This is a genomic window from Ramlibacter algicola, from assembly GCF_016641735.1.
GTDB classification, from domain to species: domain Bacteria; phylum Pseudomonadota; class Gammaproteobacteria; order Burkholderiales; family Burkholderiaceae_C; genus Ramlibacter; species Ramlibacter algicola.
The window spans coordinates 1,470,431-1,496,281 of record NZ_JAEDAO010000001.1 but is presented as its reverse complement, the minus strand read 5'-3'; the positions used below and the strand labels follow the sequence as shown (position 1 = coordinate 1,496,281).

Genomic DNA, 25,851 nt, shown 5'->3' with positions numbered 1-25,851 from the left:
AGGACGCAGAAAGGAGCCAGAAGCCGCAGAAGAAAACCTCGAATGGGTTGTCCTTCTGTGTCTTCTGGCCCCCTTCCGTGGATTCTGCGTTGACAGATTCAGCCGAGCGCCGCCTCCGGCGCGACGGCGCCCGTCCCGTAGCCGGCGGGCGCACGCGGCGTGCCACCGGGGGTGACGCGCACGGCGCAGTACTTGAACTCGGGGATCTTGCCGAAGGGGTCGAGCACCGGGTTGGTCATCAGGTTCGCAGCCGCCTCGTAGTACGCGAACGGGATGAACACCGCGCCCGTCGGCGTGCCGTCGTCGCGGCGCAGGTGGATGGCCACTTCGCCGCGGCGCGAGGCCACGGTGATCACGTCGCCGGGCTGCACGCCCAGGCGCTGCATGTCGGCGCCGTTCATGGACGCCGTGGCCATCGGCTCGATCGCATCGAGCACGGTCGCGCGCCGCGTCATGCTGCCCGTGTGCCAGTGCTCCAGCTGGCGCCCGGTGATCAGCACGAACGGGTACTCGGCGTCGGGCCGCTCGTTGGCCGGGATGATGTCGGCCGGCACCAGCTTCACACGGCCTGTGGGCGTGGGGAAGCTCTCCTGGAACACGATCGGCTGGCCGGGATCGTCCTCGGACAGGCACGGGTAGGTGACACTCGAATCGCGCTCCAGCCGCTCCCACGTGATGCCGGAGATGGCCGCGTGCATCGCCTGCCGCATCTCCTCGTACACCGCCGCCACGCCGCTTTCCTCGCCCGGGTAGGTCCAGTCCAGGCCGATGCGGCGCGCGATGTCCTGGATGATCCAGAGGTCCTGTCGCGCTTCGCCCGGGGGCTCGATGGCCTTGCGGCCCAGCTGCACCATGCGGTCGGTGTTGCTCACGGTGCCGGTCTTCTCGGGCCAGGCGGATGCGGGCAGCACGACGTCGGCCAGCCACGCGGTCTCGGTCATGAAGATGTCCTGCACGACCAGGTGCTCCAGGCTCGCCAGCGCATGGCGCGCGTGGTTCAGGTCGGGATCGGACATCGCCGGGTTCTCGCCCATCACGTACATGCCGCGGATCTTCAGCGGATCGCTGTCGTCGGCCAGCGCCTTGTGCATGATCTCCACGACCGTCAGGCCGGGGCGGTCGTCGAGCGGCGTGTTCCAGAATTTCTCGAACCACTGGTGCGCCTGCGCGTTGTCCACGCGCTGGTAGTTCGGGAACATCATCGGGATCAGGCCGGCGTCGCTGGCGCCCTGCACGTTGTTCTGCCCGCGCAGCGGGTGCAGGCCGGATCCCGGCTTGCCGATCTGGCCGCTGACGGTGGACAGCGCGATCAGGCAGCGCGCGTTGTCAGTGCCGTGCACGTGCTGGCTCACGCCCATGCCCCACAGGATCATCGAGCCCTTGGACGTCGCGAACGCGCGCGCGACCTCGCGCAGCGTCTGCGCAGGGATGCCGCAGATGGGCGCCATCGCCTCGGGGCTGTAGCCCTTGACGTTCTCGCGCAGCGCCTCGAAGTTGCTGGCGCGCTCGCTCACGAACTTCTCGTCGGCCAGGCCTTCCTCGATCACCACGTGGATGAGCGCATTGAGCATCGCGACATCGGTGTCGGGCTTGAACTGCAGCACGCGCCAGGCCTGCCGGCCCAGTTCGGTGCCGCGGGGGTCGGCGACCACGATCTTCTTGCCGGCCTTGGCCGCGTTCTTCATCCAGGTGGCCGCCACCGGGTGGTTGGACGTCGGGTTGGAGCCGATGACGAAGATGAGCTCCGCGTTCTCGACGTCGTTGACCTGGTTGCTGACCGCGCCCGAGCCGACGCCTTCCAGCAGCGCTGCCACGCTGGACGCGTGGCACAGGCGCGTGCAGTGGTCGACGTTGTTGCTGCCGAAGCCGGTGCGCACCAGCTTCTGGAACAGGTAGGCCTCCTCGTTGCTGCCCTTGGCGGAGCCGAAGCCGGCCAGCGACTTCTTGCCGTGCGTGTCGCGCAGTCGCTTCAGGCCGCCGGCGGCGAGTTCGAGCGCTTCCTCCCAAGTCGCTTCGCGGAACACCTCGCTCCAGTGGCCCGAGTGCTCGCCGATCTCCTTCGGGATGCCCGGCTTGCGGATCAGCGGCTTCGTGAGGCGCTGGTCGTTGTGCACGTAGTCGTAGCCGAAACGGCCCTTCACGCACAGGCGGCTGTGGTTGGCCGGACCATCACGGCCGTCGACGCCGACGATCTTCTCGTCGCGCACGTTGTACGTGATCAGGCAGCCGACGCCGCAGAACGGGCAGACCGAGTCGACCTTGCGGTCCACGACCTGCGAGCCGACCATCGTCTTGGGCATCAGCGCGCCAGTGGGGCATGCCTGCACGCACTCGCCGCACGCCACGCACGTGCTCTCGCCCATCGGGTCGTCGAGGTCGAACACGATCTTGCTGTCGAGGCCGCGGAACGCGTAGCCGATGACGTCGTTCACCTGCTCCTCGCGGCACGCGCGCACGCATCGCGTGCACTGGATGCAAGCCTCGAGATTCACGTCCATCGCGGGATGCGAGATATCGGGCAGCGGCTCGGTGCGGCGCAGCGCGACGAGTTCGGGGCGCGGGGTGATGCCCAGGCGGTCGGCCCACATGGACAGCTCGCCGTGCTGGCCCGGCGTCTTGCTGCCTGGAGTGACGGGCGCGCCGGTGGCCGGATCGGCATCCGTCCACTTGAACCCCCGCTCCGGCACGTCGGCCAGCAGCATCTCGACGACCATCTTCTGGCTCTTGCGGGCGCGCTCGCTGGTGGCCTTGACGTCCATGCCGGGCGTCACGTTGCGGCAGCAGCTCGGCGCCAGCACGCGTTCGCCGGCGATCTCGACGACGCAGGAGCGGCAGTTGCCGTCGGGACGGTAGCCGTCCATGTAGCAAAGGCGCGGGATTTCCACGCCCAGGCGGTCGGCCGCCTGCAGGATGGTCTCGCCCTCGATGGCCTGCACGTCGCGGCCATCGAGCTTGAACCCGATGACGGGAAGATCAGATTTCATGGGGGAAGTACTTCTCGACGCAGCGAATGGGGTTGGGGGCGGCCTGGCCCAGGCCGCAGATGGACGCGTCGCCCATGACCTGCGAGAGGTCCTCGAGCGTGGCGGTGTCCCAGCGCGGCGCTTCCATCAGCGCCGCCGCCTTGGCGGTGCCCACGCGGCACGGCGTGCACTGGCCGCAGCTTTCGTGGGAGAAGAAGCGCATCACGTTCAGCGCCGCGTCGCGGGCCCTGTCCTGGTCGGACAGGACCATGACGGCCGCGGAGCCGATGAAGCAGCCGTGCGGCTGCAGCGTGTCGAAGTCGAGCGGGATGTCGGCCATCGACGCCGGCAGGATGCCGCCCGAGGCACCGCCCGGCAGGTACGCATACAGCTGGTGGCCGTCCTGCATGCCGCCGCAGTACTCGTCGACCAGTTCCTTCAGCGTGATGCCGGCCGGCGCCAGCTTGACGCCCGGGAGCTTCACGCGGCCGCTGACGCTGAACGAACGCAGGCCCTTGCGGCCGTTGCGACCGAAGCCGACGAACCACTGCGGGCCGCGTTGCACGATGTCGCGCACCCAGTACAGGGTCTCGAAGTTGTGTTCCAGCGTGGGCCGGCCGAACAGGCCGATCTGCGCGATGTAGGGCGGCCGCATGCGCGGTTCGCCGCGCTTGCCCTCGATGCTCTCGATCATCGCGGACTCCTCGCCGCAGATGTACGCGCCCGCGCCGCGCCGCAGCTCGATGTGAGGCAACGGGCACGGCGGGTCGGCCAGCAACTTCTTCAACTCGTGTTGCAGCAGAACGCGCACGTCGGAATATTCGTCGCGGAGGTAGATGTAGACGGCTTCCGTGCCGACCACCTGCGCGGCCACCAGCAGGCCTTCCAGGAAGCGGTGCGGGTCGCGCTCGAGGTAGGTGCGGTCCTTGAACGTGCCGGGCTCGCCCTCGTCGATGTTCACCGCCATCAGCCGCGGCGCGGGCTGCTCGCGCACGATGCGCCACTTGCGGCCGGCCGGGAAACCGGCGCCGCCCAGGCCGCGCAGGCCGGACGATTCCATCGCCTTGATCACGTCCTCGTGATCGAGCTCGCCGCGCGCAATGGCCTGCGGGACCGAGTAGCCGCCGTGCTGGCGGTAGGTGACGTAGTCGACATACGCGGGGCGCTCGGTCACTTGGGCCTGCGGCGGCGACACGCTCTTTTCCGCCAGGGCAGCGGGTTCGAACGTCGCGCCCGCATGGGCCAGTTGCGCGTTGCAGGCCTTGCGGTCCTTCGCGGCCGCGGCGACCTTCTCCGGCGTCGCGAACGGCACCGCGCGCTGGTGCACCGCCACGGCCGGCGCCTGCTCGCAGCGGCCAATGCAGGGCGCCGCTTCCACGCGCACGTCGGTGCCCAGGATGGCGGGCAGCTTCCGCAGCAGGTCCTGCGCGCCGGCCATCTCGCACGCCAGGCTGTCGCACACGCGCACGGTGAGCGCCGGCACGACGGCATCGCCGCGGACCACGTCGAAGTGGTGGTAGAAGGTCGCGACCTCGTACACCTCGGCCATCGGGATGTTCATCTCGCGCGCCAGCGCGACGAGGTGCGGTTCGCGCAGCGCGCCGAACCGGTCGTTGATCGCGTGCAGGTGCTCGATCAGCAGGTCGCGGCGGTGGCCGTCTGCGGGCTTGTCGCCGATGCAGGCGCGGACGTCGGCCAGCGCCTGCTCGTTGGGCTGGCGGCCCTTCAATTTGCTCTTGCGCCGGATGCGCTCGCGCAGCTGCTCGGCCGAGCCGAGCGCCACCTCCTGCACCTGCCGGCTGGGGACGGGATGGTTCATGGGCAGAGTGTTCGGTGCGCTCCTGACGCCGTCAAATCACATCGAGGCATCCCTTCATTCAACGATTGAATGACGCACCGCACCATCCGCGCCCCGATTGAATCGTTTCTTGACCGCGGTCAAGAAAAGCGGACTCCCAAACGAGTTCTTCCTAGCCGAGCAGCAGCCCCGAATTGGCCGCCACGACGCGCTGCCATTCGGGCGACTGGGCCAGCTCGAGCGCTGCCTCCAGCGCGCGCGACGGCCGCACGGACGCCTGGGCCATGAAGCCGATCGGGGTGCGGATGTCCGGCTCGACCAGCGGCACCGCTTCCAGCTCGCGGTAGCCGCGCACGGTGCCCACCAGCGCGCCGGGCATGACGGTGCAGACGTCGCCGGCGACGACGCTCAGCGCGAGCGCGATGATCGAGTTGGTCTCGATCGCCGGCTTCACCGGTGCACCCGCCGTCACGAACGCGCTGTCGATGATCGTGCGGTTGTGCATGTCCGGCGTGAGCATCGCCAGCGGCTCTAGCGCGGCGTCGCGCCACCGCATGGGCTCGCCGATGCGCAGCTCGCGCCCCGGCTTCTTCGCGCGGCGCAAGAGGAAGTAGTGCTCGGTGTATTGCGCCCAGGCCTTGAGTTGCGCGCCCTGCAGCTTCATGCGCTCGGTGTAGCCCAGCGCGAGGTCGAGCGACAGCCGCTCCAGCCCCGCCTCGAGTTCGCCCGAGCTCATGGACAGCACCGCCGGCACGATGCCCGCGTGGCGCGCCTGCAACTGGGCGGCAAAGCGCGCCAGCACCGGGATGGCCGTCGGCACCGCGCCGATGCGCAGCACGCCGCGCGGCTTGTCCGCCTCCGCCCCCAGTTCCTGCTGCAGCAGGCTGTGCTCGCGCAGCATCCGTTGCGCTGTCTGCAGCACGCGCTCGCCTTCCGGCGTGAGGCCCGCGTAGTTGCGCCCGCGCTTGACGATGACGACGCCGAACTCCTCCTCCAGCGCCTTCATCGCATTCGACAGCGCCGGCTGCGTGACGTGGCAGGCCTGCGCGGCGCGGCCGAAGTGGCCGTGCTCGCTCAGCGCGACGAGGTAGCGCAGGGACGCCAGCAGGTTCATGCGCCGATTATGGGCGGCAGCTCATCGAGCCCATGGCCCGGTTGCAAGGCTTCCGCGACGGGCCGCCATCAGGACCGGCCTACACGTGCCATGCTTGGGCAGTCCTAGGCTCCAGCCTTGGAAGCCCGCGCCGACGATCCCGCGGCGCGGCCTCGACCACCGAACCGGAGACCGCGAATGGCCCTGCCGCATGCCGACACCCTCGACATCATCAGCGTGCAGCCGCTGGGCGATGCCCTGCGCGAAGCGGTCAGCACCAGCCTGATCAAGACCGACCGGGTGCAGCTGCTGCATCTGGTGCTGCGTGCGCACCAGGAGCAGCCCGAGCACCACGTGTCCGACGAGTGCACGGTGCATTGCCTCGAGGGTGTTGTTGAACTCGTGATGCCGGGGGGCGTCCGCCAACTGAAGGCCGGCCAACTGGTGGTGCTGCCGGGCGGCGAGAAGCATTCGCTGCGCGCGCGCACCGACTGCGCCGTGCTGGTCACGCTGCTGCTCGACCGCGGGGATGCGGCGCATGGCGGTGGCACCGGGGCCCGCACGCTGCGGGACGGCAGCCGCTGAGCATGCCCCCGAAGCACAACAGCCCGTTGGGGCTAGCCGCCGAGCTTGGCGTCCTACAGGGAGGTGAACGCATCCGTTCCTAGCATGGCTCCACCATTCACTGGGACGGAGCCCATGAGCAACAGCAGTACCCGAGCCACCGGGGTCAACGTGGCACGCATCTTCACCCTCTCCGCCCTGTTGGCGGCCCTCACCGCCTGTGGCGGTGGCGGCGGCGGTGGTGGCGGATCCGCCGGTCCGGCGGCAACGGACCCCCTCCCGACGGGAACCACCGTGAGCGCCCAACCCCTTCCCACCACCACGTCGACGCAACCGCAGCGCGTGAATTCGGACAGCGCGGGCCAGCAGGTGCTGCGCGCGATCGGCCCGCTCGCGGGCGGCGGCACCACCGTCGCCTGGGTGTCGCAGGCGAATGGAACCAGCTCCGTGCAGGCGCAACGCTTCGCGGCCGATGGCAGCCGGATCGGCGCCGAGGCGCGGGTGCCGCTAGACGCGTCGGCCACGACCGTCGCCGTCGCCGTGCTGCCCGATGGCGGCTTCGCTACCGCCGTCGTGCGCACCGCGCCGTTGTCGGCCACCGAGCCGTGGATCACGCGCACCTCGGTGTCCGTGCAGCGTCACGACGCCTCCGGCGCAGCGCTCGGCCCGGCGCAGGAACTCGCGGCCGTGCAGCAGGACCGCACGGCGGGTGGCGCAATGCGCTACGTCGCGCAGCCGCAGGTCGTGGCATGGGCCGATGGCAGCTTCGTCGTCGGCTGGGCCGTCGTCACCGACGACACCACCGGCAAGATCCCCCAGTTCGCGGCGCAGCGCTTCGACGCGTCGGGCCAGCCCAGCGGGCCGGCACGCGACCTGGGTACCGGCGCGTCCGACACGACGCTGAAGCTCGCGACCTCGCCGGCTGGCGGCTGGTACGCCGGCACCGCGGGCCGCACGATGGGCCACACCTTCCTGCGCTACATGGGCTTCGACGGCGCCGTCGCGCCGCAGCTGCCCGCCGGCGCGACCGGCATCGCCGAAGGCAGCCTGCTGCTGCCGCTGGCCGACGGCGGCACCGCGCTGCTGTCGCCCACGCAGGTGTACGGCTCGATGCAGGTGTACGACCCCGCCGGCCAGCCGCGCGGCACCGCGGGCGGGCTGCGCACCATGCCGGTGGCGGGCGTCGCGCTGCGCGAAGGCGGCTTCGTGCTGCTGGAGTCGATCGCCGCCGGCACCGACCCGGTCGGCCAGCGGTACGACGGCACCGGCGCGCCCGTCGGCGCCACGTTCACCGTCGCCACGTCCGGACCCGCGCCGCAACTCGTCGCCCTCTCCGGCGGCGACCTGATGGCCGCCTGGACCCGCGAAGCGGGCGGCGACCAGGACGTCTACCTGCAGCTCGTGCAGCGCTGAACGCCAGTCCGTCTTCTTTCTCAGTCGACGAGCGCGTTCGAAAGATCGCCCATCTTGGCCCGCACGCCCGGCAGGGGCTCGAGACGGAATCGCTCGGTGACCATCTTCAGGATCGACGTCGTGTCGTACGGCGTCGAGTCGATGAAGCCCTTCTTCACCGTCGGGCCGACCAGGATGGTCGGGATGCGCGAGCCGGGCCCGAAGCGGTCGCCCCAGCCCGGCCCCGTCGGCGGCGCGACGTGGTCCCAGTAGCCGCCGTTCTCGTCGTAGGTGACCACGACCAGCATGTCCTTCCACTGCGGGCTCTTGCGCAGGCGCTCCAGCAGGCCCGCGATGTGCATGTCGCCGGTCATGATGTCGGTGTAGCTCGGGTGCTGCGTGTCCACGCCCGCGGGCTTGTAGAAGCTCACCTGCGGCAGCGTGCCGGCGTCGATCGCCTTCAGGAAGTCCTCGCCGTCCTTCAGGTGCTGCGCGCGGTCGGGCGTGCCGGGCGCGAAGCGCGTGTAGTAGTTGAACGGCTGGTGGTGCGGCTGGAAATTCGGCGACGACGGCGAGCGCGTGTAGATGACGCTGCGCTTGATGCTCGCCGGTTGCATGCCGTCGGCCAGCGCCTTGTCGTAGCCCCCCGCGTACCAGGCCCACGAGACGCCCTTGGCCGACAGCGTGTCGCCGACGGTGCGCGCCGTCTGCGGCGGCACCGGTTGGCTGCCGTGGCTGTCGGCCGGGGCGGCATGCGTCAGCGGCCCGTTGGCCGCCGGCGGGATGCCGCTCGGCTGCCAAGGCGGCTGCGAGGTGTTGACCGACCAGCCGTCGGGCGTGACCTGGCCGCCCCCGCTGCTGACCAACTGCACGGCGCCATCGCGCGCAGGCGGCGACCCGGGCTTCCTCGTGAGCTTGCCGTCCGCATCGAGCACGGCGCGCATGGAGGCCGGCGCGTTCTCGTGCCTCGGCGCGCAGGCGCAAATCAGGTACTGGTGGTTCAGGTACGAGCCGCCGAACGCGCCCATGAAGAAGTTGTCGGCGAGCGTGTACTCCTGCGCCCACTTCCACATGCGGAACTGGCTGCCGTCGTAGTGGCCCATCACCCAGCCGCCGACGTTGGACATCGCCGCGAACTGGTCGTTGCGGCCGCCGTGGATCTGCTCCTGGTTGTGGAAGAACGCGTGGATCGGGCTGGGCACGATCGTCGTCGGCGGCCGGTTCATCGGCGGCGCGTCGATGCGGAACGGCTTGTTCGGCATCCGCGGGAACGCCGGGTTCGGCTTGCCGTCGGGGCCGAAGATGACCAGCTCCGGCAGCACCGTGCCGTCGTGGTCGCGCTGCAGGTAGTTCTCCGGCTTCGCGTTGGCGATGCCGTTGGCGCCGGGGAACAGCCCGTACATGTTGTCGAAGCTGTGGTTCTCGGCGTAGATCACCACCACATGGTTGATCTTGTGCAGCTTGGCGCTGCCTGCGTCGCGCGACGGGCCGGTGGCGCAGCCGGCCAGGGCGAGTGCGACGGCGAGCGCGGCAAGGCGCGGGAGACTGGGGCGCATGGATCCTCCGGTGTCGAGGCCCGCAGCCTACCCGCGGCCCGCCGCGGAACGCACAGGGGCGACCCTAGGAAACTAGCCCCCCAGCGCGCCACGCAGCCGCTCGCCCGCGAAGGCCTGCGCCTGCCTGGCCTTCTCCAGAACCGCGGCGGCGCCGAAGAACTCATGCGCGACGCCTTCGTACTCGCGCCGTTCCACCGGCACGCCGGCCTTGCGCAATGCGTCTTCCAGTCGCGCGCCGTCGCTGCGCAACGGGTCGAGTCGCGCATTGACGATGGTCACCGGAGGCAGGCCGCGCAGGGGTGCGTCCACGAGGTTGATGCGAGGGTCCTGCAGGTCGTCCTCCGTCCGCGCGACCTGGTCGAAGAACCATTGCATCATGGCCCGGTTGAGCGGCTTGGCGATCGCGTTCTCCAGGTACGACTCGGTCGACAGACTGGGTTGCGCGATCGGATACACGGACAGCACGTGCTGCGGCAGCGGCAGCCCGGCATCGCGCGCGAGCATCGCGGTCGCGACGGACAGGTTGCCGCCCGCACTCTCGCCCGCGAGAGCGATGCGGCCCGGGTCGCCGCCGAGGCGTGCCGCGTTGTCCAGCACCCACCGGTACGCCGCCAGCGCGTCGTCCCACTGCGCGGGGAACTTGTGCTCCGGCGCCTGCCGGTAGTCGACGGAGACCACAATCGCGTCCGCCTGCGCGCACAGGCCGCGCGCGCCGCCGTCGTACACGTGGCGGTCGGCGATCACCCAGCCACCCCCGTGGAAGTAGAGGATGACGCCGAACGGGCCGTCGCCCGCGGGGCGGTACACGGTCGCAGGCAGCCGCCCGGCCGCACCGGCCACCTCGATCTCGTTGCTGGAGACGCCGGGCACCAGGGCCTGCATGTCCGTGGGCCGCCCGTGCTTGCGCAACATCGCCATCACCGCGTCGGCCGGCGTGGGCTGCCGGCGCGCCTCGGCCGCCGACAGCTTCTCGATGGCCTTGGGGTCCATCGCTTCATGGCAGGCGGCCAGCTCCTTCTGGTCGGCATCGGCACGCATGGCCGCCACGGCGTGGGAGAGGGTGTCGACCACCGGGTTGGGCCGCTTGTCGTCGGCATCGTCCTTGTACTTGCTCATGGCTGGAAACTCCTTGGGTTGATGAAGCGCGAAGGCACCCGCCAGGGTGCCTTCGCGTCGGGGTCACGCGCCGGCCGTCAGGCGGTCGGCTCCGTCGTGTCGCTGGTCGGCGCCGGCCCCGACGGCAGCGCGAGCGGTTCGGACGTCTCGTCGTTGCCCAGCTGGCGCAGGTACGCGACGAATGCGTCGACGCTGCCGAAGGCGGAGTCCGGCACCGCGTTCGACGCCGACGCGCCGGTCCCGCCGGAACCGGTCGTGCCGGTGCCGTCGGCGGCGACGCCGTCGCCATCGCCACCGCCACAGGCCGCCAGCACCACGGCGCCGGCGAGCAGGGCAAGCAAATTCCTGGTGTGCATGTGCGTGCTCCTCAGGGGAAGGTCGTGCCCGCCGCCGGCGCCGGGTTCAGGTTGCCGGGCAGCGGCGTGGTGAGGTACGGGAAGGCCGAGCCGTAGTTCGCGGCCGTCTTGCGCACGCCGTCCGTGAACGGCAGGGCTCCGGCGGGCGCGTCCGACGGCTTGCAGCCGACCTGCAGCGTGTCGCCCGCACCCGTCAGCACGCAGAGCGCGCCCATCGACACCCGCAGCGACAGGTCGACGACGTCGTCGGCGGGACGCCGGCCGTTGGGGAACCCGGAGTTGTCGCCGGCCGCCACGCCCAGCGGGTTCTGCGCGCCGGCCGCCGCCGGTGCGATGGAGGTGTTCAGCCGCAGCATCTCGCTGGGCGTCACGGTCGCCGGCTGGTTGACGCCCTTGATGCCCTTGAGGAACACGGTCACCAGGTCGGTGCGCGGGAAGTTGGTCGGCGCGACGGCGTTGGGGAACAGCGTCTGGATCAGCGCTGGCAACGTCGGGTTGGTGACGTAGTCGAGGAAGCTCGCATCGTCCTTGGGCTTGCTCGCATTGAAGCGGTCCTTGTCGTCCAGGCCGATCACCACTTCGTTGACCAGCGGCATGCCCACGCGCGACACCTGCGTCCACGCGCCGCCAGCGCGCAAGTTCTTGCCCAGCCCGCTGTCGGGCGAGCCGCTCAGGACGCGACCCTGGCGCAGGCTGGCCGTGGTCCAGGCGCCGATGACGGGGTCACTGCCCGCGGTCAGGCACGCGATCGGCACTTCCATCGCGATCGTGCTGACGTTCTTGCCTTCCAGGTCGTTGTTGTTGCCGCCCACCTCGGGCCCGAGCGGGTCCAGGTTGAGCAGGTCGAAGATCTTGCCGACCGCGATGTAGAACGGCTCCTTGCGCTGGCCCACGAACACGCGGCCCTGCCCGGAGCAGCCCGGGATCGCCACCGTGTAGATGTGTTGCGCGGCATAGCCTGCGTAGCCGCTGGCGCCGCCGAAGGTCTTGTCGCCGATGTTGTCGACCGGCTTGTCGAAGGTGCTGGTGCCACCGCTGGCGCCGACCGAGGCGCGCGTTCCCGAGCGGCGATCGCCCCGCACCAGGTCGACGGTGTACGTCTCGCGCACGTTGAGGGTGGCGGCGTTCACGCCGGTGATGGGTCCGCTGTCGATCAGCGGGATCTTGACCTGCTTGCCGCCCACCGCCAGGGCGGCGCCCTTTGACTCGTTCTGGAACCGGAACTGGAACGTCAGGTCCTCCTTCGCGTCGCCGTTGTTGTCCACGTGGATCTCGTACAGCGCGCTCGGGTCGAACATGTAGAAGTTCGGCCCCCCCTGCGGGTCCTGGAACGGCTGGTAGTTGGCGAGGATCGTGACGTAGTCCTGCCGCCCGGCCTCGTAGCTGCGGAACATGTACAGGTCGGTCGCGTCGACCTTGGGCATGGCCGTGAGGGCGGGGGCTTCGCGGTGGCTGGACGCAAGCGCGGTGCCTGCCGCCAGCGCGAGCAGCAGCAACGGCGCCAGCCGAACAGGATTCTTGGACATGGGCTCTCCTTCGGTGGATGGGCGCCGGGGAGATGCCCGGCGCCATCGGATGCTCGGGCGAGCGCCACCGCAAGGCCGTAGGACGCCCGGCGGGCGTCGATTCCAAAACGTAAGAACTGCGTGTGGATGCGCGCGGCGTCAGTCGAGGCAGTGGCGGAACAGGTCCGCGATGCACAGCAGGTATCCGGCCTCGTCGCCCTGCGCCGGCCACGCGGCCAGGTCGAAGTGGCACAGCGTGCCCAGCGGCGTGCCGGCGTCCGAGCGGATCGGCACGCCGCAGTACGAGATCACTGCGTTGGCGCGCATCCAGGGGTAGCGCGGGTCGCGGCGTCCGTCGGACACCAGCAGCGCATCGTTCATGCGGCCGGTGATGGCGCAGTAGGTCTCGCCCAGCGGCGCGTCGGCGCCGCGGGGCACGACAGGGCTCAGACGGTCGAAGAGCGCCACGTTGCACAGCAGTGCGCCGTCGAAGCGGTACACGCCCGTGAAGCGGAACGGCACGCGGGCGTTCAGGCTCGCCAGGACGCCATGCAGGTCTTCGCGGGCGATGGACCGCGTGGCCTCGAACGCGGCAGTGGGAAGCGGGTCGAGCATCAGCACCGGAAGTGGTTGTCGCAGCGCGGCCGGCTACCGGACGTCAGACGCCGTGCCGGCGCAGGCGTCGCGCCGTCCTGCGCCGAGCTTTGGCCGCGCAAGCGTCCCACAAGGCCGCGCAAGCAAGATACGCTCGCCGCGACCCCATGGATTCAGGTTCATCGATGCCTCGCATGACTGCTCACTTCACCCTGCGCCTGCTGTTCGCGGCCGCGATGCTGTCCAGCGCGGCCGTGCACGCGCACGACACCTGGCTGCACGTCGGTGCCGACCAACCGGGCAGCGGCTTGCTCGCGCTGGAGCTGGGCACCGGCTCGCGCTACCCGCGCTCCGAAGGCGTCGTGCCCGGCTCGCGCGTCGTCGCCTCCGGATGCGTCGACGACACGGGCGAGGCCCGCGCGCTGACGCCGCGGCGCGAACTGGAGCGGACGCTCGAGCTGCGCTCGCGCGTCGGTACCGCGCGTGCCGCCGCCTGCTGGATGGAGCTCCTGCCGGTCGACCTCACGCTCACGCCCGAGCTCGTGCGGCAATACCTCGACGACGTGCGCGCACCGCAAGCAGTGCGCGATGCATGGGCCGCGCAGCAGGCCGCGGGCGTGGGCTGGACCGAGGTCTATCGCAAGTACGTGCGCCTCGAATCGCCCGTGCCCGGCGCAGAACCTGCAGCGTCGCTCGCCGCCTTGCGCGCCGCGCGCTCCTATCCACTCGAGCTCGTGCCCGTCGGCGGCGACTCGCTGCGCACCAACGTGCCCGCGACCTTCCAGGCCCTGTCCAAGGGGCAGCCGGTGCCCGGGCTGGCGGTCGAATTCGTCAACGTGCGCAGTCCCTTCGGGATCTGGCGCGAGACCGACGCCCAGGGCCGCATCCAGCTGGCGTTGCCGCTCGCGGGCGAGTGGCTCCTGCGCAGCACCGCCTTCGACCTGCCGCATGCGCAGGGCGAGGCCTGGCACACGCGCTTCGCGACGCTCACCGTGACCGTGCGCTGATGCCGCGCGTGATGCGCGTCCGGCATCAATGGCCGCGCCATCGGCATCACCGGCCCCGCGCGACTCACTAGAATCCCGCCTCTCGCCCGCGCCCGGCCCCCTGACACCGCACGCGGGCGATTCGTTTTGCGCCTCCAGCGCTTCGTTTTGCGCCCAGCGCTTCGTTTTCGCGCCCATGTCCCTGTACCGCCTGATCGGCTCCTTCCTCGGCCGCCACTGGAGTGCCTATGCGTCCTCCGGTGCGATGCTGGCCGGCATCGCGCTGCTGACGGTGTGGATCCCGCGCCAGGTCGGGCACATGGTCGACGAGCTGGTGGCCAACCGCCTGGGCGGCTGGACGATGGTGCAGCAACTGCTGCTGCTCGTCGCGGCCGGCGCCGTCGTCTACTTCCTGCGCGTGGGCTGGCGGCTGCAGCTGTATGCGGCGGCCTACCGCCTGGGCGTCGAGCTGCGCCAGCGCCTTTACACGCGGCTGTCGCTGCAGGGCCCCGCGTTCTTCCAGACCAGCCGCACCGGCAACCTGATGGCGCTGGCCACCAACGACATCGACGCCGTCGAGATGGCGGCGGGCGAAGCGATGCTCGCCGGCTTCGACGGCACGTTGACCCTGGTGCTGGTGGTCGCGACCATGGCGCTGGGCGTCGACCCGCGGCTGGCCGCGTTCGCGCTGCTGCCCTTCCCGCTGATGGCGCTGTCGTTCTGGTGGATCTCGCGCCACGTGCACGAGGCGTCGCACCGCTCGCTCGAGCGCTTCGGCCACCTCAACGACCACGTGCAGGAAACGCTCTCGGGCGTGCGCACCGTGCGCGCGCTCGGGCTGCAGGCGCGCAGCACGGCGACGTTCTCGCAGCTCGCCTCCGGCGCGGCGGAAGCCAGCCTCGCCGCGCAGCGCTGGGAAGCGGCCTACGAACCCGCGGTGGGCTTCACGCTGAGCGCGGCGACGGTGCTGACGCTGGGCGTCGGCAGCTGGCTGGTGTGGCAGCAGGAACTGACGGTGGGCCAGCTCACCAGCTTCAGCATGTACCTGGGCCAGCTGATCTGGCCGATGTTCGCGGCCGGCTGGGTGCTGTCGCTGTTCCAGCGCGGCAACGCGGCGTGGGCGCGCCTGCGCCCGGTGCTGGATGCGCCGCTGTCGGTCGACGACCACGGCACGCAGCAGCACGTGGTGCCGGGCCCGCTGCAGGTCGAGCACGTCGCCTTCCACTACCCGGGCCAGCCGAAGCCGGCGCTGAAGGACGTCTCGCTGCGGATCGAGCCGGGCCAGACCGTCGGCCTCGTCGGCCCGACGGGCGCCGGCAAGTCGACGCTGCTGCGGCTGCTCCTGCGCCACCACGCGCCCGAAGCGGGCCGCATCGCCTGGAACGGCGTCGAGCTGCCCGGCTACACGCTGGGCGCGTTGCGCGACGCGATCGCCTGGGTGCCGCAGGAAGCGTTCCTGTTCTCCGCCACGGTGGCCGACAACATCGCGCTGGCGCGCCCCGACGCCACGCGCGAGCAGGTGATCGAAGCCGCGCAACTGGCGGCCGTGCACGAGGACATCCTGCGGCTGCCCCACGGCTACGACACGCCGGTCGGCGAGCGTGGCGTCACGCTGTCCGGCGGCCAGCGCCAGCGCGTGGCGATCGCGCGCGCCCTCCTCGCGGACGCGCCGCTGCTGCTGCTGGACGACGCGCTGTCGGCCGTCGACACCGAGACCGAGGCGCGCATCCTCGGCCACCTGCGCCAGGCGCGGGTGGGCCGCACCGTCGTCATCGCCGGCCACCGCCTGAGCGCGGTCGCCGATGCCGACCAGACGCTGGTGCTGCACGGCGGGCGCGTCGTCGAGCACGGCACCCATGCGCAGCTGCTGGCGCACGACGGCTGGTACGCGCGCCAGTGGCGCTACCAGCAACTGCAGGCGAGCCTCGATGCCAGCTGAATCCATCGCCGCCGAACGCGCCGCGCATGGCGCGCCCACCAGCCGCCGCGACCTGCTGGGCGAGTCGACACGCCTGCTGGTGCGCGCCGCGCGGCCGGACAAGCACCACTTCTGGTGGGCCGTGCTGTGGCTGGTCGCCGCCGCGGCACTGGAAGCGCTCGGCCCGCTGATCGGCAAGTTCCTGATCGACCACTACCTGCTGCCCAGGCATGCGGCGGTCGCGCAGATCGGCGCCCTGCTCGCCGGCGCACTGGTGGCGGGCATGCTCTCCAGCTGGCTGCGGTACCTGCAGTTGCTGCGGCTGGCCGGCCTGGCCATGCGCTCGGTGCAGCGCGTGCGCGAGGAGGTGTACGCGCACGTGCTTCGCCTGCCGATGGCGTTCTTCGACCGCGCCATCACCGGCCAGCTGGTCAGCCGCGTCACCAACGACACCGAAGCGGTGAAGACGCTGTACGTGCAGGTGCTGTTCGTCATGCTGGACAGCGTGATCGTGCTGGTCGGCGCTGCGATTGCGATGCTGTGGCTGGACTGGCGGCTGATGCTGGCGGTGCTGGTGCTCCTGCCCGCCGTGGTCGTCATCGTCGCCGTGTACCAGCGCCTGTCGGCGCCGGCCGTGACGCGCACGCGCGAGCTGCGCAGCGAACTGAACGCGCAGATGGCCGAATCGATCGCCGGCATGCCGGTGCTGCAGGCGGCCAATGCGACCGACCGCTTCCGCGGCCGCTTTGCCGGCCTCAACGAATCGCACTACGCATCGCGGCAGGTCGAGCTGCGGGCGAACGCCTGGCTGCTGCGCCCGATGCTGGACCTGCTCAATGTCGTCCTGCTCGCGGCCGTGATCGGCATGTTCGGCCTGCGCATCCAGGGCGGCGCGCTGGGCACCATCGAGGTCGGCGTGTTGTACGCGTTCGTCAGCTACATCGCGCGCGTGGTCGAGCCGCTGACCCAGATCACCATGCAGTTCTCCCAGCTGCAGCAGGCGATGGTGGGCGCCGCGCGCGTGCACACCCTGCTGAAGGAAGCCGAGACCCCCGAAGCACCGCCGCAAGCCGAAGTGCGCGAGGGCGGCATCCGCATCGAGCAGCTGACCTTCGCCTACCAGCCGGGCCGGCCGGTGCTGCACGACGTCGACCTCACGATCGCGCCGGGCAGCTTCTGGGGCATCGTCGGCCACACCGGCAGCGGCAAGAGCACGCTGCTGTCGCTGCTGCTGCGCTTCTACCCCGCGCCGGCGGGCAGCATCCGCATCGACGGCGCGCCACTCGACCAGATCGGCGAGGACCACCTGCGCGACCGCGTCGGCCTGGTGCCGCAGGAGCCGTTCCTGCTTGCCGCGACCGCGCGCGAGAACATCACGATGGGCCGCCCGATCTCCGAGGCGCAGGTCGAGGCCGCGGCCCGTGCCGCGCAGGCGCACGACTTCATCCTCGGCCTCGAGCGTGGCTACGACACGCCGCTGGGCGAAGGCGGCGCCCGCCTGTCGGTGGGGCAGAAGCAACTCATCGCCATCGCACGCGCGCTGGCGGGCGACCCGCGCATCCTGTTCCTCGACGAGGCGACGGCGAACATCGACTCCGAGACCGAACAGGTCGTGCAGCGCGCGCTGGCCAGCCTGCGCGGCAAGGTGACGATCGTCGCCATCGCCCACCGGCTGTCCACCGTGCGCGAGGCCGACACCATCGTCGTGCTGAACCATGGCCGCGTCGCCGAGCTCGGCACCCACGACGCGCTGATGCAGGTCGGCGGTGGCATCTACCGGCGGCTGTACGAATTGCAGCAGCTGGAAGACCAGGACGAGCCCGACGGCGCCGGCTCCGAGTCGGCCTGAACCAACTCATCCGCAAAGTCTTTGCACAACCATGGGCGGCGGCGTATCCTGCGCGTCCCGCCACTCGGTCCCCCGGCCGCCGAAGTTCATGCGCGCCGTCGCCCCGGACTCTTCCTTCCAGCCGTTGCCCCTGCCCACCGATCCGCTGCTGCGCCGGATCGCCGAGCTGGAGGACGCCGTGCGTGCGCGCGACGATTTCCTCGCCATCGCAGCCCATGAACTGCGCTCGCCGCTGAATGCGCTGTCGCTGCGCCTGGCCGTGCTGGAGCAGGTCGCCGAGCGCAGCGGTGCCACGGACCTGTGCGAGCAGATCCGCCGCACCCGCCGCAGCGCCGACCGGTATGCGCGGCGTGCGGTCGTCCTGCTGGACATCAGCCGGCTCAATGCCGAGACGGTGGAGCTCGTGCGCGAGGCGGTGGACATGCGGCGCCTGGTGGAGGACGTGGTCGAGTCCCACGCGGACGAGGCGGCGGCGCGCGGCACCACGCTGGCGGCGCAGGTCAGCGCCGACGCGACCGGCCTGTGGGACCCGCACATGGCCGAGCAGATCGTGTCCAACCTGGTCACCAATGCCATCAAGTACGGCGCCGGCACGCCGGTGACTGTGCGCGCCAGCGTCGACGGCTCGCAAGCCTGCTTCGAGGTCGTGGACCAGGGGCCCGGCATCAGCGCGGCGCAGCAGGCGCGGCTGTTCCAGAAATTCGAGCGGCTGGTGCGCGATGGTGGCAACCGCAGCGGCTATGGCCTGGGCCTGTGGATCGTGGCCCGGATGGTGGTGGCCCACAAAGGTACGATCGACATCGAGTCCGCCGAGGGCAAGGGAACGACGTTCCGTGTCTGCCTGCCGCTCGGACCGGCCGCCTTGCAGACGGAGCCTTCGCCTTGACCGGAACCCCCGACACCCCCTCCACCGACAACACCATTGCGCGCATGGCGACCGGCGTGCCCGGCCTGGACGCGATCACCGGCGGAGGCTTCCTGCGCTCGGGCGTCTACATCCTGCAGGGCTCGCCCGGGGCCGGGAAGACCATCCTTGCCAACCAGGTCGCCTACAACACCGCCGCGCGCGGTGGCAACGTCGTCTACGTGACGATGCTGGCCGAGTCGCACAGCCGCCTGCTCCAGCACCTGGGCGAGTTCTCGTTCTTCGATGCGGCGTGCCTGCCCGACCGGGTCTACTACGTGAGCGCCTTCAACGCGCTGCGCACGCGCGGCCTGGCCGGCGTGATCGAACTGCTGCGCGGCGAAATGCGCACGCGAAGCGCCGAGCTGGTCGTGCTCGACGGCCTCGTCATCGCCGCCGCGGCCGCGCAGTCGGACGAGGAACTGAAGGTCTTCATCAACGACATCCAGACCCATTCGCTGCTCGCCGGCTGCACCACCCTGCTGCTCGCCAGCGACGACCCGGACCGCCACGTGTCGGCCGAGCAGACCATGGTCGACGGCATCTTCCTGCTGCGCGAGAAGGCCTACGGCCCGCGCCGTGAACGCAACATCGAGGTCGTCAAGTTCCGCGGCAGCGCGACGCTGCGCGGCAACCACGTGTTCCAGATCGGCGACGCCGGCATCGTCATCCACCCGCGGCTGGAAGCAGCGCTGCGCGCCGGCCCCGACGGCTGCATCATGGCCGAGGGCGTCTCAACCGGCATCCAGGGCCTGGACGAGATGTTCGCCATCGGCGGCTTCGCCAGGGGCAGCGTCAACGTCGTCTGCGGGCAGTCCGGCAGTGGCAAGACCTCGATCGCCCTGCACTTCCTCGCGCAGGCCACGCGCGACGAGCAGTCCCTGTTCCTCGGCTTCTACGAGTCGCCCGAGTTCCTGCAGGCGATCGCGCGGATGGAAGGCATCCCGCGCGCCGACTCCCTGGGCCAGCCCCAGGTCGTCTGGCAATGGCGGCCCTTCGGCGAGAACATCCTCGACGTGCTGTCCACCGAGCTGCTGGAAGCGGTGCGCCGGTTGCGCCCCGCGCGTGTCGTGATCGACGGGCTGGGCGGCTTCGCCGCGACGGCCTCGTTCAAGGGACGCGGCGGCGCGTTCCTCACCACGCTGATGAACGAGTTGCGGCATTCGGGGGCGACGACGCTGATCACGGTGGAGACGGGCCAGCCCGGCGACACGCACATGGACACCGCCACCATGTCGGCGCTCGCCGACACCGTCGTCAACTGCCGGGTGGAGACGCAGACGCGAGTGCGCCGCTTCGTCTGGATCGGCAAGAGCCGCGTGACGCGCAGCGACTTGCGCATCCGCGAGATCGTGCTGGGTTCGAATGGTCTCGAAGTCAAGGACGAGGCCCAGTCTTGACCCTTCCCCAGCCCGCTTCGCCGGATCCGCGCCGACGCGTCCTGCTCGTCGACGACGAGATCTCCAGCACGGAGGTCCTGGCACTGATCCTTGCCGAAGCGGGGCTGCACGTCACCACCGCCGCGGATGCGCGCCTCGCGCTGGAGCGGCTGGACGAAGCGCGTCCCGACGTCGTCATCACCGACTTCATGATGCCCGGCATCAACGGCGGCGAACTGGTGCGCCAGATCCACGCGCGCGCCGCGCACCGCCACGTGCCGGTGCTGCTGATCAGCGGCGCACCGCAATCGGCCCTGCGGCCGTACGCGGTGGACTACAAGGCCTTCCTGCGCAAGCCCTTCAGCCTGGAGCAATTCCTGGGCGCCGTGCGCGCGCTGCTGCCGCCGGACACCAGCGAGCGCAACGCCCCGTCGCCCTGAGGATCTTCACGCCGCCGGATGCGGCGCGACCCGGACCCGCTCGGGCCGCACGCCGATCCCCACCAGCCGCGCCGGCAGCGATCGCAGCCGCGGAAAGCGCTGCAGCAGCTTCAACGGCAACGGCACGCCCGCGGGCGCATCGGTCCGAGCCAGCACTGGCGAAAGCACCGTGTCCTGGATCGCGACTTGCGCGCGCTGCGTCACGCGCGCCGGCCAGTGGCGGCGCTTCTCCACCGCAGCCAGGTGGTTCGCTTCCAGGCGGCCTCCGCGCAGCGGCTCCGCCAGCAGGTTCGCCGCCGCGACCGCGTCCTGGATCGCGAGGTTGATGCCCACGCCGCCGACCGGCGACATGGCATGGGCCGCATCGCCGATGACGAGCAGGCCGTCGCGGTGCCATTGCTCCAGGTCGGTGATCTGCACCGTGAGCAGCTTGATCGCGTCCCAGGTCTCCAGCGTCGCGACGTCCGGCGCGAAGAACGGCGCCACCGTGGCCAGCCGCTCGCGGAAGCGTTGCAGGCCTTCCGCTTGCAGTGTTTCGAATCCGCCCTTGGGGATGACGTACGCGCACTGCCAATACGACTGGCGGTTCAGCATGACCAGGATCGCGCCGGCCCGGATGATCCCGCCCGTGCGGCTGGGGTGGCGCTGCGGATCGCGTGGCAGGTGGAACCAGAGCACGTCGATCGGCGCGCCGACGTCGATCGCGTTCAGGCCCGCGCTGTCGCGGATCGTCGTGTGGCGGCCGTCGGCGGCCACGACCAGGTCGGCACGGATCTCGAAGGCGCCATCGTGGCCCTTGCCACGCACGCCCACCACCCGGCCGCCCTCCTCGAGCACGGACTCCGCCTTGGCACCCATGTGCAGCGTGAAGTTCGGGAACCGGCGCGCCTCGCCGGCGATGAAGTCGAGGAAGTCCCACTGCGGCACCAGCACCAGGAAGGGCCGCGGCGCGGGCAGGCGGCGGAAGTCGGCGATGGTGACGATCTCGCCGAAGACGTCGCCCGACAGCTCGGCGACCTCGTCGTGCGGCAATTCGAGGAAGCGCTCGAGGAGGCCCACGTCCTGCAGCACCGTGAGCGTGGACGGATGGATGGTGTCGCCGCGGAAGTCGCGCAGGAAGTCGTCGTGCTTCTCCAGCACCGCCACCCGCACGCCCGAGCGCGCGAGCAGGTAGCCCAGCACCAGGCCGGCGGGGCCGCCGCCGGCGACGACGCATTGCTGCCGCGAGTCCATGCCGCATCTTAGGATGCCTGCGCGGCTCAGGCTCCTAGTCCGGACGGCGCGCGCAGGCGACACCGCCCCGGTCGCGGCATCGCCTATGCTCCGGCCGCCACAGGAGCAAGCACATGGCGGATTGGCTGACGGGCGGCGTCGCGGCGATCACGGGCGCCGGCAGCGGCATCGGGGCGGCGCTCGCGCAGGACCTTGCGCGGCGTGGCATGCACCTGGCCCTGGCCGACCGCAACGCGCAAGGGCTGGAAGCGACGGCGGCGTCAGCGCGCAGCGCCGGCGTGATGGTGACGACCCACGCCTTCGACGTCACCGACCGCGCTGCCTGCGGGGCCTGGCCGCAGCAGGTGCTGGACGCCCACGGCAAGGTGACTGTCCTCGCCAACAACGCCGGCGTGGCGGTCGGCGGCACGTTCCAGCAGGTCGCGGCGGACGACTTCGAGTGGCTGCTGGACATCAACTTCCACGCGCCCGTGCGACTGACTCGCGCGTTCCTGCCGCTGCTGGCCCGCGAGCGCGCCGCGCAGGTCGTGAACGTCTCCAGCATCTTCGGGATCATTGCGCCGCCTGGCCAGACGGCGTACAGCTCGGCGAAGTTCGCGCTGCGCGGGTTTTCCGAATCGCTGCGCCATGAACTCGAACGCGACGGCTCGCCCGTGCGCGTGACCGTGGTGCATCCGGGCGGCGTGCGCACCGCCATCGCGTCCAGCGCGAAGGTGCCCGCGGGTGCGACGCAAGAAGAGCTCGCGCAGCACCAGAAGGCGTGGAAGGCCGTGTTGAAGATGGCGCCGGAGGACGCGGCGCGCACCATCGGCGACGCCATCGCCCGCCGTGCGCCGCGCGTGCTGGTGGGCAAGGACGCGAAGCAGGCCGCGTTCCTGCAGCGGCTGGCGCCGGTCACCTACTGGAAGTACATCGGCGCGAAGCTCGCGCGCGAGATCGAAAGAAGCTGAAGGAGCACGCAATGGCAAGCTGGCAAGCCCGCATGGCCGCCTGGATGGTGCGCAAGCGCATCCGTCGCGCACTCGGCGACCTCTCGGACGTCAAGCGCGTGCGCGCGGTCTTCGCGCACCCGCTGCCCGCACCACGCAACGCGACGTACACCCCCGCCACCGTTGGCGGCATTGCCGGCGAGTGGGTCACGGCGCCGGGCGTCGAGCCCAAGGCGACGCTGCTGTACCTGCATGGCGGCGGCTTCGTCGGCTGTTCGCCGGTGACGCATCGCCCGGTGACGGCGGGCTTCGCGCGCCACGGCTTCCGCGTGTTCGTGCCGGACTACCGGCTCGCGCCGGAGCATCCGTTCCCGGCGCCGCTCGACGATTGCGTGGCCGCCTGGCGTGGCTTGCAGCAGGAGCGGCCCGGCCCGATGGTGGTCGCAGGCGACAGCGCGGGCGGCAACCTCGCATTGGCGCTGATGCTGACCTTGCGCGATGCGGGCGAGCCGCTGCCCGCCGGCGCGGCGGTGTTCTCGCCGGCCACCGACATGGTGGAAGGGGCCAGCGCCTCCATCGCGGCCAATGCCGACCTCGACGCGATGTTCGACGGCCGTGGCATGCACCACTTCCGCAACGCGTACCTCGCCGGGCAGGACCCTGCCCACCCGCTCGCGTCGCCGGTGCGCGCCGACCTGCGCGGGCTGCCGCCGCTGCTGGTGCACGCGAGCACGGACGAGTGCCTGCGCGACGACAGCGTGCGGCTCGCGCAAGCGGCGCGCGCGGCGGGCGTGCGCGTGCAATTGCGCGTGTGGCCCAAGGTGCCGCACGTGTGGCAGCTGTTGCCCAACGTGCCGGAAGCGCGCGAATCGGTGCGCGAGGCCGCGGAGTTCCTGCACGCGCAACTCGCGGGCGCGCCGCCGCAGGCGGAGGACCTCGACGTCGTGATCGTCGGCGCGGGCCTGTCCGGCATTGGCGCGGCGGCGCACCTGCAGGAAGCGTTTCCCGCGCGGCGCTACGCGATCCTGGAAGCGCGCGAGGCGATCGGCGGCACCTGGGACCTGTTCCGCTATCCCGGCGTGCGATCCGATTCGGACATGTACACGCTGGGGTATTCGTTCAAGCCGTGGCGCGACGCCAAGGCGATTGCCGACGGTCCCGCGATCCGCGACTACGTGCGGGCCACGGCGGCCGAGCGCGGCATCGACGGCCAGGTGCGCTTCGGCCATCGCGTCGTCGGTGCGGAGTGGTCGTCTTCGAAAGCGCGATGGCTGCTCGATCTCGAGGTCGGTCCCGCGCGCGACCGGCGGCAGGTGACCTGCAAGCTCCTGTGGATGTGCGCGGGCTACTACAGCTACGCGCAGGGCTACCGGCCCGCGTTCCCGCAGGAGGAGCGCTTCCGCGGCCGCATCGTGCATCCGCAGCATTGGCCCGACGACCTCGACTACGCCGGGAAGCGGGTGGTGGTGATCGGCAGTGGCGCGACCGCCGTGACGCTGGTGCCCGACATGGCGCAGCGCGCCGCGCACGTGACGATGCTGCAGCGCTCGCCGACGTGGATCGTGACGCGGCCGGGCGTCGACCCGCTAGCCGAGCGCGCCAAGCGTGTGCTGCCGCCGATGCTGGCGTATCGCCTGGTGCGCACGAAGAACGTGCTGCTGCAGCAGGTGTTCTTCCGCATCGCGCGCAAGTGGCCCGAGGGCTTCGGCCGCCGCCTCGTCGACATGGCGCGCCAGCAACTGCCGGCGGGCTACGACCTCGCGCATTTCAAGCCGCGCTACAACCCTTGGGACCAGCGCGTGTGCCTGGTGCCGGACGGCGACCTGTTCCGCGCGATCCGCGACGGCAAAGCCTCGGTGGCGACGGGCACGATCGAGCTGTTCACCCAAACCGGCATCCGCCTGGCATCGGGCGAGGAGCTGCCGGCCGACGTGGTGGTCACCGCCACCGGACTGCAGCTGAACGTGCTCGGCGACGTGCAACTCGTGGTGGACGGGCAGCCGCGCGAACTGTCGAAGGCGCTGGTCTACAAGGGAATGATGTTCAGCGGCGTGCCCAACCTGGTGTCCACCTTCGGCTACACCAACGCGAGCTGGACGCTGAAGGCGGACCTCACGGCCGGATACACGATGCGGCTGCTGGCGCGCATGGACCGGCTCGGTGCGCCCATTGCGGTGCCGGTGCGCGACCCGTCGGTGGGCGAGCAGCCCTTCATCGATTTCTCGTCGGGCTACGTGCAGCGCGCGCTCGGCAAGCTGCCCAAGCAGGGCGATCGCAAACCCTGGAAGCTGTACCAGAACTACCTGCTGGACCTGCTGACGTTGCGCTATGCGCGGATCGAGGACGGCGCGCTGCGGTTCCTGCGCGCGGGCGAAACCGCCGGGAGCTAGTGGGGCCGCTCCATGAGCGCGCGGTCACGGTCCGCGCGGGCCGGCTGCAACTGCTCGTTGCGGAACACGCTGTGCTGCTTGCGGCCACCCACGTACCACTCGCAGTACGTGTGCGTGCGTCCGGCGATGACGACCTGCATCACCGCCCCGTCGCGGGCCTGTTGCACGCGCTCCCCCTCGTGCCATGGCGCCTGGTGTCTTTGCATGCCCCGATTGTCCCTGTCGAGCCACGGATGGGTGTAGGACGGGGCCGCACACCCGCACGCCGGCGGGGTCTTGTCGCGTTGATCGAGCCTTGACTCAGGCGTTTCGTGCCGCATGATGCAGGCCGTGCTCGACGTTCGCTGCCCGATCTGCCATTCGCTGGTCCATGCCGAGGCCAAGGAGTGCGAGGGCTGCCACGCGCGGCGCTCGCAACGCAAGGGCATGACGCCACGCGCCTTCACCGCCTACGCGCTCCTCTGGCTGGCCCTGACCGCCGTCATCGCGGCGCTGGCCTTGCGCATCGCCCTGGCCCCGTGGATCCCCGGCGGCACCGCACCGGAGTACGCGCTCGCCGTGCTGGGTGCTCGCGAGGCCGCCGAGCCGCCCGGCTGCCGGGTCACCGTGCGTGACCTGGACGGGCACCAGATCCAGACCATCGTCGCCGGCTCCTGCGATGCCGCCGAGGCGGCGGCGGGGCGTGCGCCGGCGCCCAAGCCGTCGGCACTGGAAATCGCCACCGTGTCGCAGCGCCGCATCGCGAGCGCGATGCACAGCGCGCTGGCGTTGGGCCTCGGCATCGCCCTCGCGATGCTGCTGCGTACCGGCCTGCGGCGTGCGTTCAGCCGCCGGGTGCCCAGCGTCGCCTGGGTGCTGCGCGCCCGCGCGTGACCCAGCCGTAACG

The 25,851-nt window shown here is 70.9% G+C and carries 21 protein-coding genes; 11 read left to right on the top strand and 10 right to left on the bottom strand.

The window, feature by feature from the left end; translation table 11 throughout:
• Window positions 1–98: 98 nt before the first annotated feature.
• From fdhF to I8E28_RS07275, 3 genes are all read right to left on the bottom strand, one after another.
• The gene (gene fdhF / locus I8E28_RS07285) at window positions 99–2,984 is read right to left on the bottom strand and encodes a formate dehydrogenase subunit alpha (protein ID WP_200787328.1); all 2,886 of its coding nucleotides are present in this window, start codon (window positions 2,982–2,984) and stop codon (window positions 99–101) included.
• On the bottom strand, window positions 2,974–4,782 hold the full coding sequence (locus I8E28_RS07280) for an NAD(P)H-dependent oxidoreductase subunit E (RefSeq protein ID WP_200787327.1): 1,809 nt from the start codon (window positions 4,780–4,782) through the stop codon (window positions 2,974–2,976). The genes fdhF and I8E28_RS07280 overlap by 11 nt, the downstream gene beginning before the upstream one ends.
• A gap of 151 nt (window positions 4,783–4,933) precedes the next feature.
• On the bottom strand, window positions 4,934–5,875 hold the full coding sequence (locus tag I8E28_RS07275; RefSeq protein WP_200787326.1) for a LysR family transcriptional regulator: 942 nt from the start codon (window positions 5,873–5,875) through the stop codon (window positions 4,934–4,936).
• A 177-nt stretch (window positions 5,876–6,052) separates the two neighbouring features.
• Between I8E28_RS07275 and I8E28_RS07270 the strand changes: the two genes are divergently transcribed.
• Both I8E28_RS07270 and I8E28_RS07265 read left to right on the top strand, forming a co-directional pair.
• A complete protein-coding gene (locus I8E28_RS07270; RefSeq protein ID WP_200787325.1) occupies window positions 6,053–6,439 on the top strand; it encodes a cupin domain-containing protein in 387 nt (128 codons plus the stop codon).
• A 273-nt stretch (window positions 6,440–6,712) separates the two neighbouring features.
• On the top strand, window positions 6,713–7,831 hold the full coding sequence (locus I8E28_RS07265; protein ID WP_200787324.1) for a hypothetical protein: 1,119 nt from the start codon (window positions 6,713–6,715) through the stop codon (window positions 7,829–7,831).
• Window positions 7,832–7,851: 20 nt separating this feature from the next.
• Here I8E28_RS07265 and acpA read toward each other — a convergent pair whose 3' ends face one another.
• The 5 genes from acpA to I8E28_RS07240 form a co-directional block, all read right to left on the bottom strand.
• On the bottom strand, window positions 7,852–9,366 hold the full coding sequence (gene acpA, locus I8E28_RS07260) for an acid phosphatase (protein WP_200787323.1): 1,515 nt from the start codon (window positions 9,364–9,366) through the stop codon (window positions 7,852–7,854).
• 72 nt (window positions 9,367–9,438) lie between these two features.
• Entirely contained in the window at window positions 9,439–10,482 is a 1,044-nt protein-coding gene (locus tag I8E28_RS07255) for an alpha/beta hydrolase (RefSeq protein WP_200787322.1), read from the bottom strand.
• A 77-nt stretch (window positions 10,483–10,559) separates the two neighbouring features.
• Entirely contained in the window at window positions 10,560–10,838 is a 279-nt protein-coding gene (locus tag I8E28_RS07250) for a hypothetical protein (RefSeq protein WP_200787321.1), read from the bottom strand.
• Window positions 10,839–10,849: 11 nt separating this feature from the next.
• Window positions 10,850–12,364: a DUF4331 domain-containing protein gene (locus I8E28_RS07245; protein ID WP_200787320.1), complete on the bottom strand. Its 1,515-nt coding sequence runs from the start codon at window positions 12,362–12,364 to the stop codon at window positions 10,850–10,852.
• 138 nt (window positions 12,365–12,502) lie between these two features.
• Complete coding sequence (locus tag I8E28_RS07240) at window positions 12,503–12,958, bottom strand: GAF domain-containing protein (RefSeq protein ID WP_200787319.1); 456 nt, start codon at window positions 12,956–12,958, stop codon at window positions 12,503–12,505.
• 173 nt (window positions 12,959–13,131) lie between these two features.
• Here I8E28_RS07240 and I8E28_RS07235 point away from each other — a divergent pair, with 173 nt between their 5' ends.
• The 6 genes from I8E28_RS07235 (at window position 13,132) to I8E28_RS07210 (ending at window position 20,413) form a co-directional block, all read left to right on the top strand.
• The gene (locus I8E28_RS07235; protein WP_200787318.1) at window positions 13,132–13,944 is read left to right on the top strand and encodes a DUF4198 domain-containing protein; all 813 of its coding nucleotides are present in this window, start codon (window positions 13,132–13,134) and stop codon (window positions 13,942–13,944) included.
• 175 nt (window positions 13,945–14,119) lie between these two features.
• Window positions 14,120–15,862, top strand: a complete 1,743-nt coding sequence (locus tag I8E28_RS07230; protein WP_200787317.1) for an ABC transporter ATP-binding protein — start codon at window positions 14,120–14,122, stop codon at window positions 15,860–15,862.
• The gene (locus I8E28_RS07225) at window positions 15,852–17,690 is read left to right on the top strand and encodes an ABC transporter ATP-binding protein (protein WP_200787316.1); all 1,839 of its coding nucleotides are present in this window, start codon (window positions 15,852–15,854) and stop codon (window positions 17,688–17,690) included. The genes I8E28_RS07230 and I8E28_RS07225 overlap by 11 nt, the downstream gene beginning before the upstream one ends.
• Window positions 17,691–17,814: 124 nt before the next feature.
• Window positions 17,815–18,576, top strand: coding sequence for a sensor histidine kinase (locus I8E28_RS07220; RefSeq protein WP_200787315.1), 762 nt, complete (start codon window positions 17,815–17,817; stop codon window positions 18,574–18,576).
• Window positions 18,573–19,994, top strand: a complete 1,422-nt coding sequence (locus tag I8E28_RS07215) for an RAD55 family ATPase (RefSeq protein WP_200787314.1) — start codon at window positions 18,573–18,575, stop codon at window positions 19,992–19,994. Before I8E28_RS07220 ends, I8E28_RS07215 begins: the two co-directional genes overlap by 4 nt.
• Window positions 19,991–20,413 (top strand): response regulator, encoded by a 423-nt coding sequence (locus I8E28_RS07210; RefSeq protein WP_200787313.1) that lies wholly within the window; start codon window positions 19,991–19,993, stop codon window positions 20,411–20,413. Before I8E28_RS07215 ends, I8E28_RS07210 begins: the two co-directional genes overlap by 4 nt.
• A gap of 6 nt (window positions 20,414–20,419) precedes the next feature.
• On the opposite strand, the gene I8E28_RS07205 is transcribed toward I8E28_RS07210, so the two are convergent.
• Window positions 20,420–21,646, bottom strand: coding sequence for an FAD-dependent oxidoreductase (locus I8E28_RS07205; RefSeq protein WP_200787312.1), 1,227 nt, complete (start codon window positions 21,644–21,646; stop codon window positions 20,420–20,422).
• 113 nt (window positions 21,647–21,759) lie between these two features.
• Between I8E28_RS07205 and I8E28_RS07200 the strand changes: the two genes are divergently transcribed.
• Window positions 21,760–22,596 (top strand): SDR family NAD(P)-dependent oxidoreductase, encoded by an 837-nt coding sequence (locus I8E28_RS07200; RefSeq protein WP_200787311.1) that lies wholly within the window; start codon window positions 21,760–21,762, stop codon window positions 22,594–22,596.
• Between the two features lie 11 nt (window positions 22,597–22,607).
• Window positions 22,608–24,965, top strand: coding sequence for an alpha/beta hydrolase fold domain-containing protein (locus I8E28_RS20840; RefSeq protein WP_200787310.1), 2,358 nt, complete (start codon window positions 22,608–22,610; stop codon window positions 24,963–24,965).
• Here the strand turns inward: I8E28_RS20840 and I8E28_RS07190 are convergent.
• Window positions 24,962–25,171: a hypothetical protein gene (locus I8E28_RS07190; protein WP_200787309.1), complete on the bottom strand. Its 210-nt coding sequence runs from the start codon at window positions 25,169–25,171 to the stop codon at window positions 24,962–24,964. The genes I8E28_RS20840 and I8E28_RS07190 overlap by 4 nt on opposite strands.
• Window positions 25,172–25,295: 124 nt before the next feature.
• On the opposite strand from I8E28_RS07190, the gene I8E28_RS07185 reads away from it, so the two are divergent.
• Entirely contained in the window at window positions 25,296–25,838 is a 543-nt protein-coding gene (locus I8E28_RS07185) for a hypothetical protein (protein WP_200787308.1), read from the top strand.
• Window positions 25,839–25,851 lie beyond the last annotated feature (13 nt).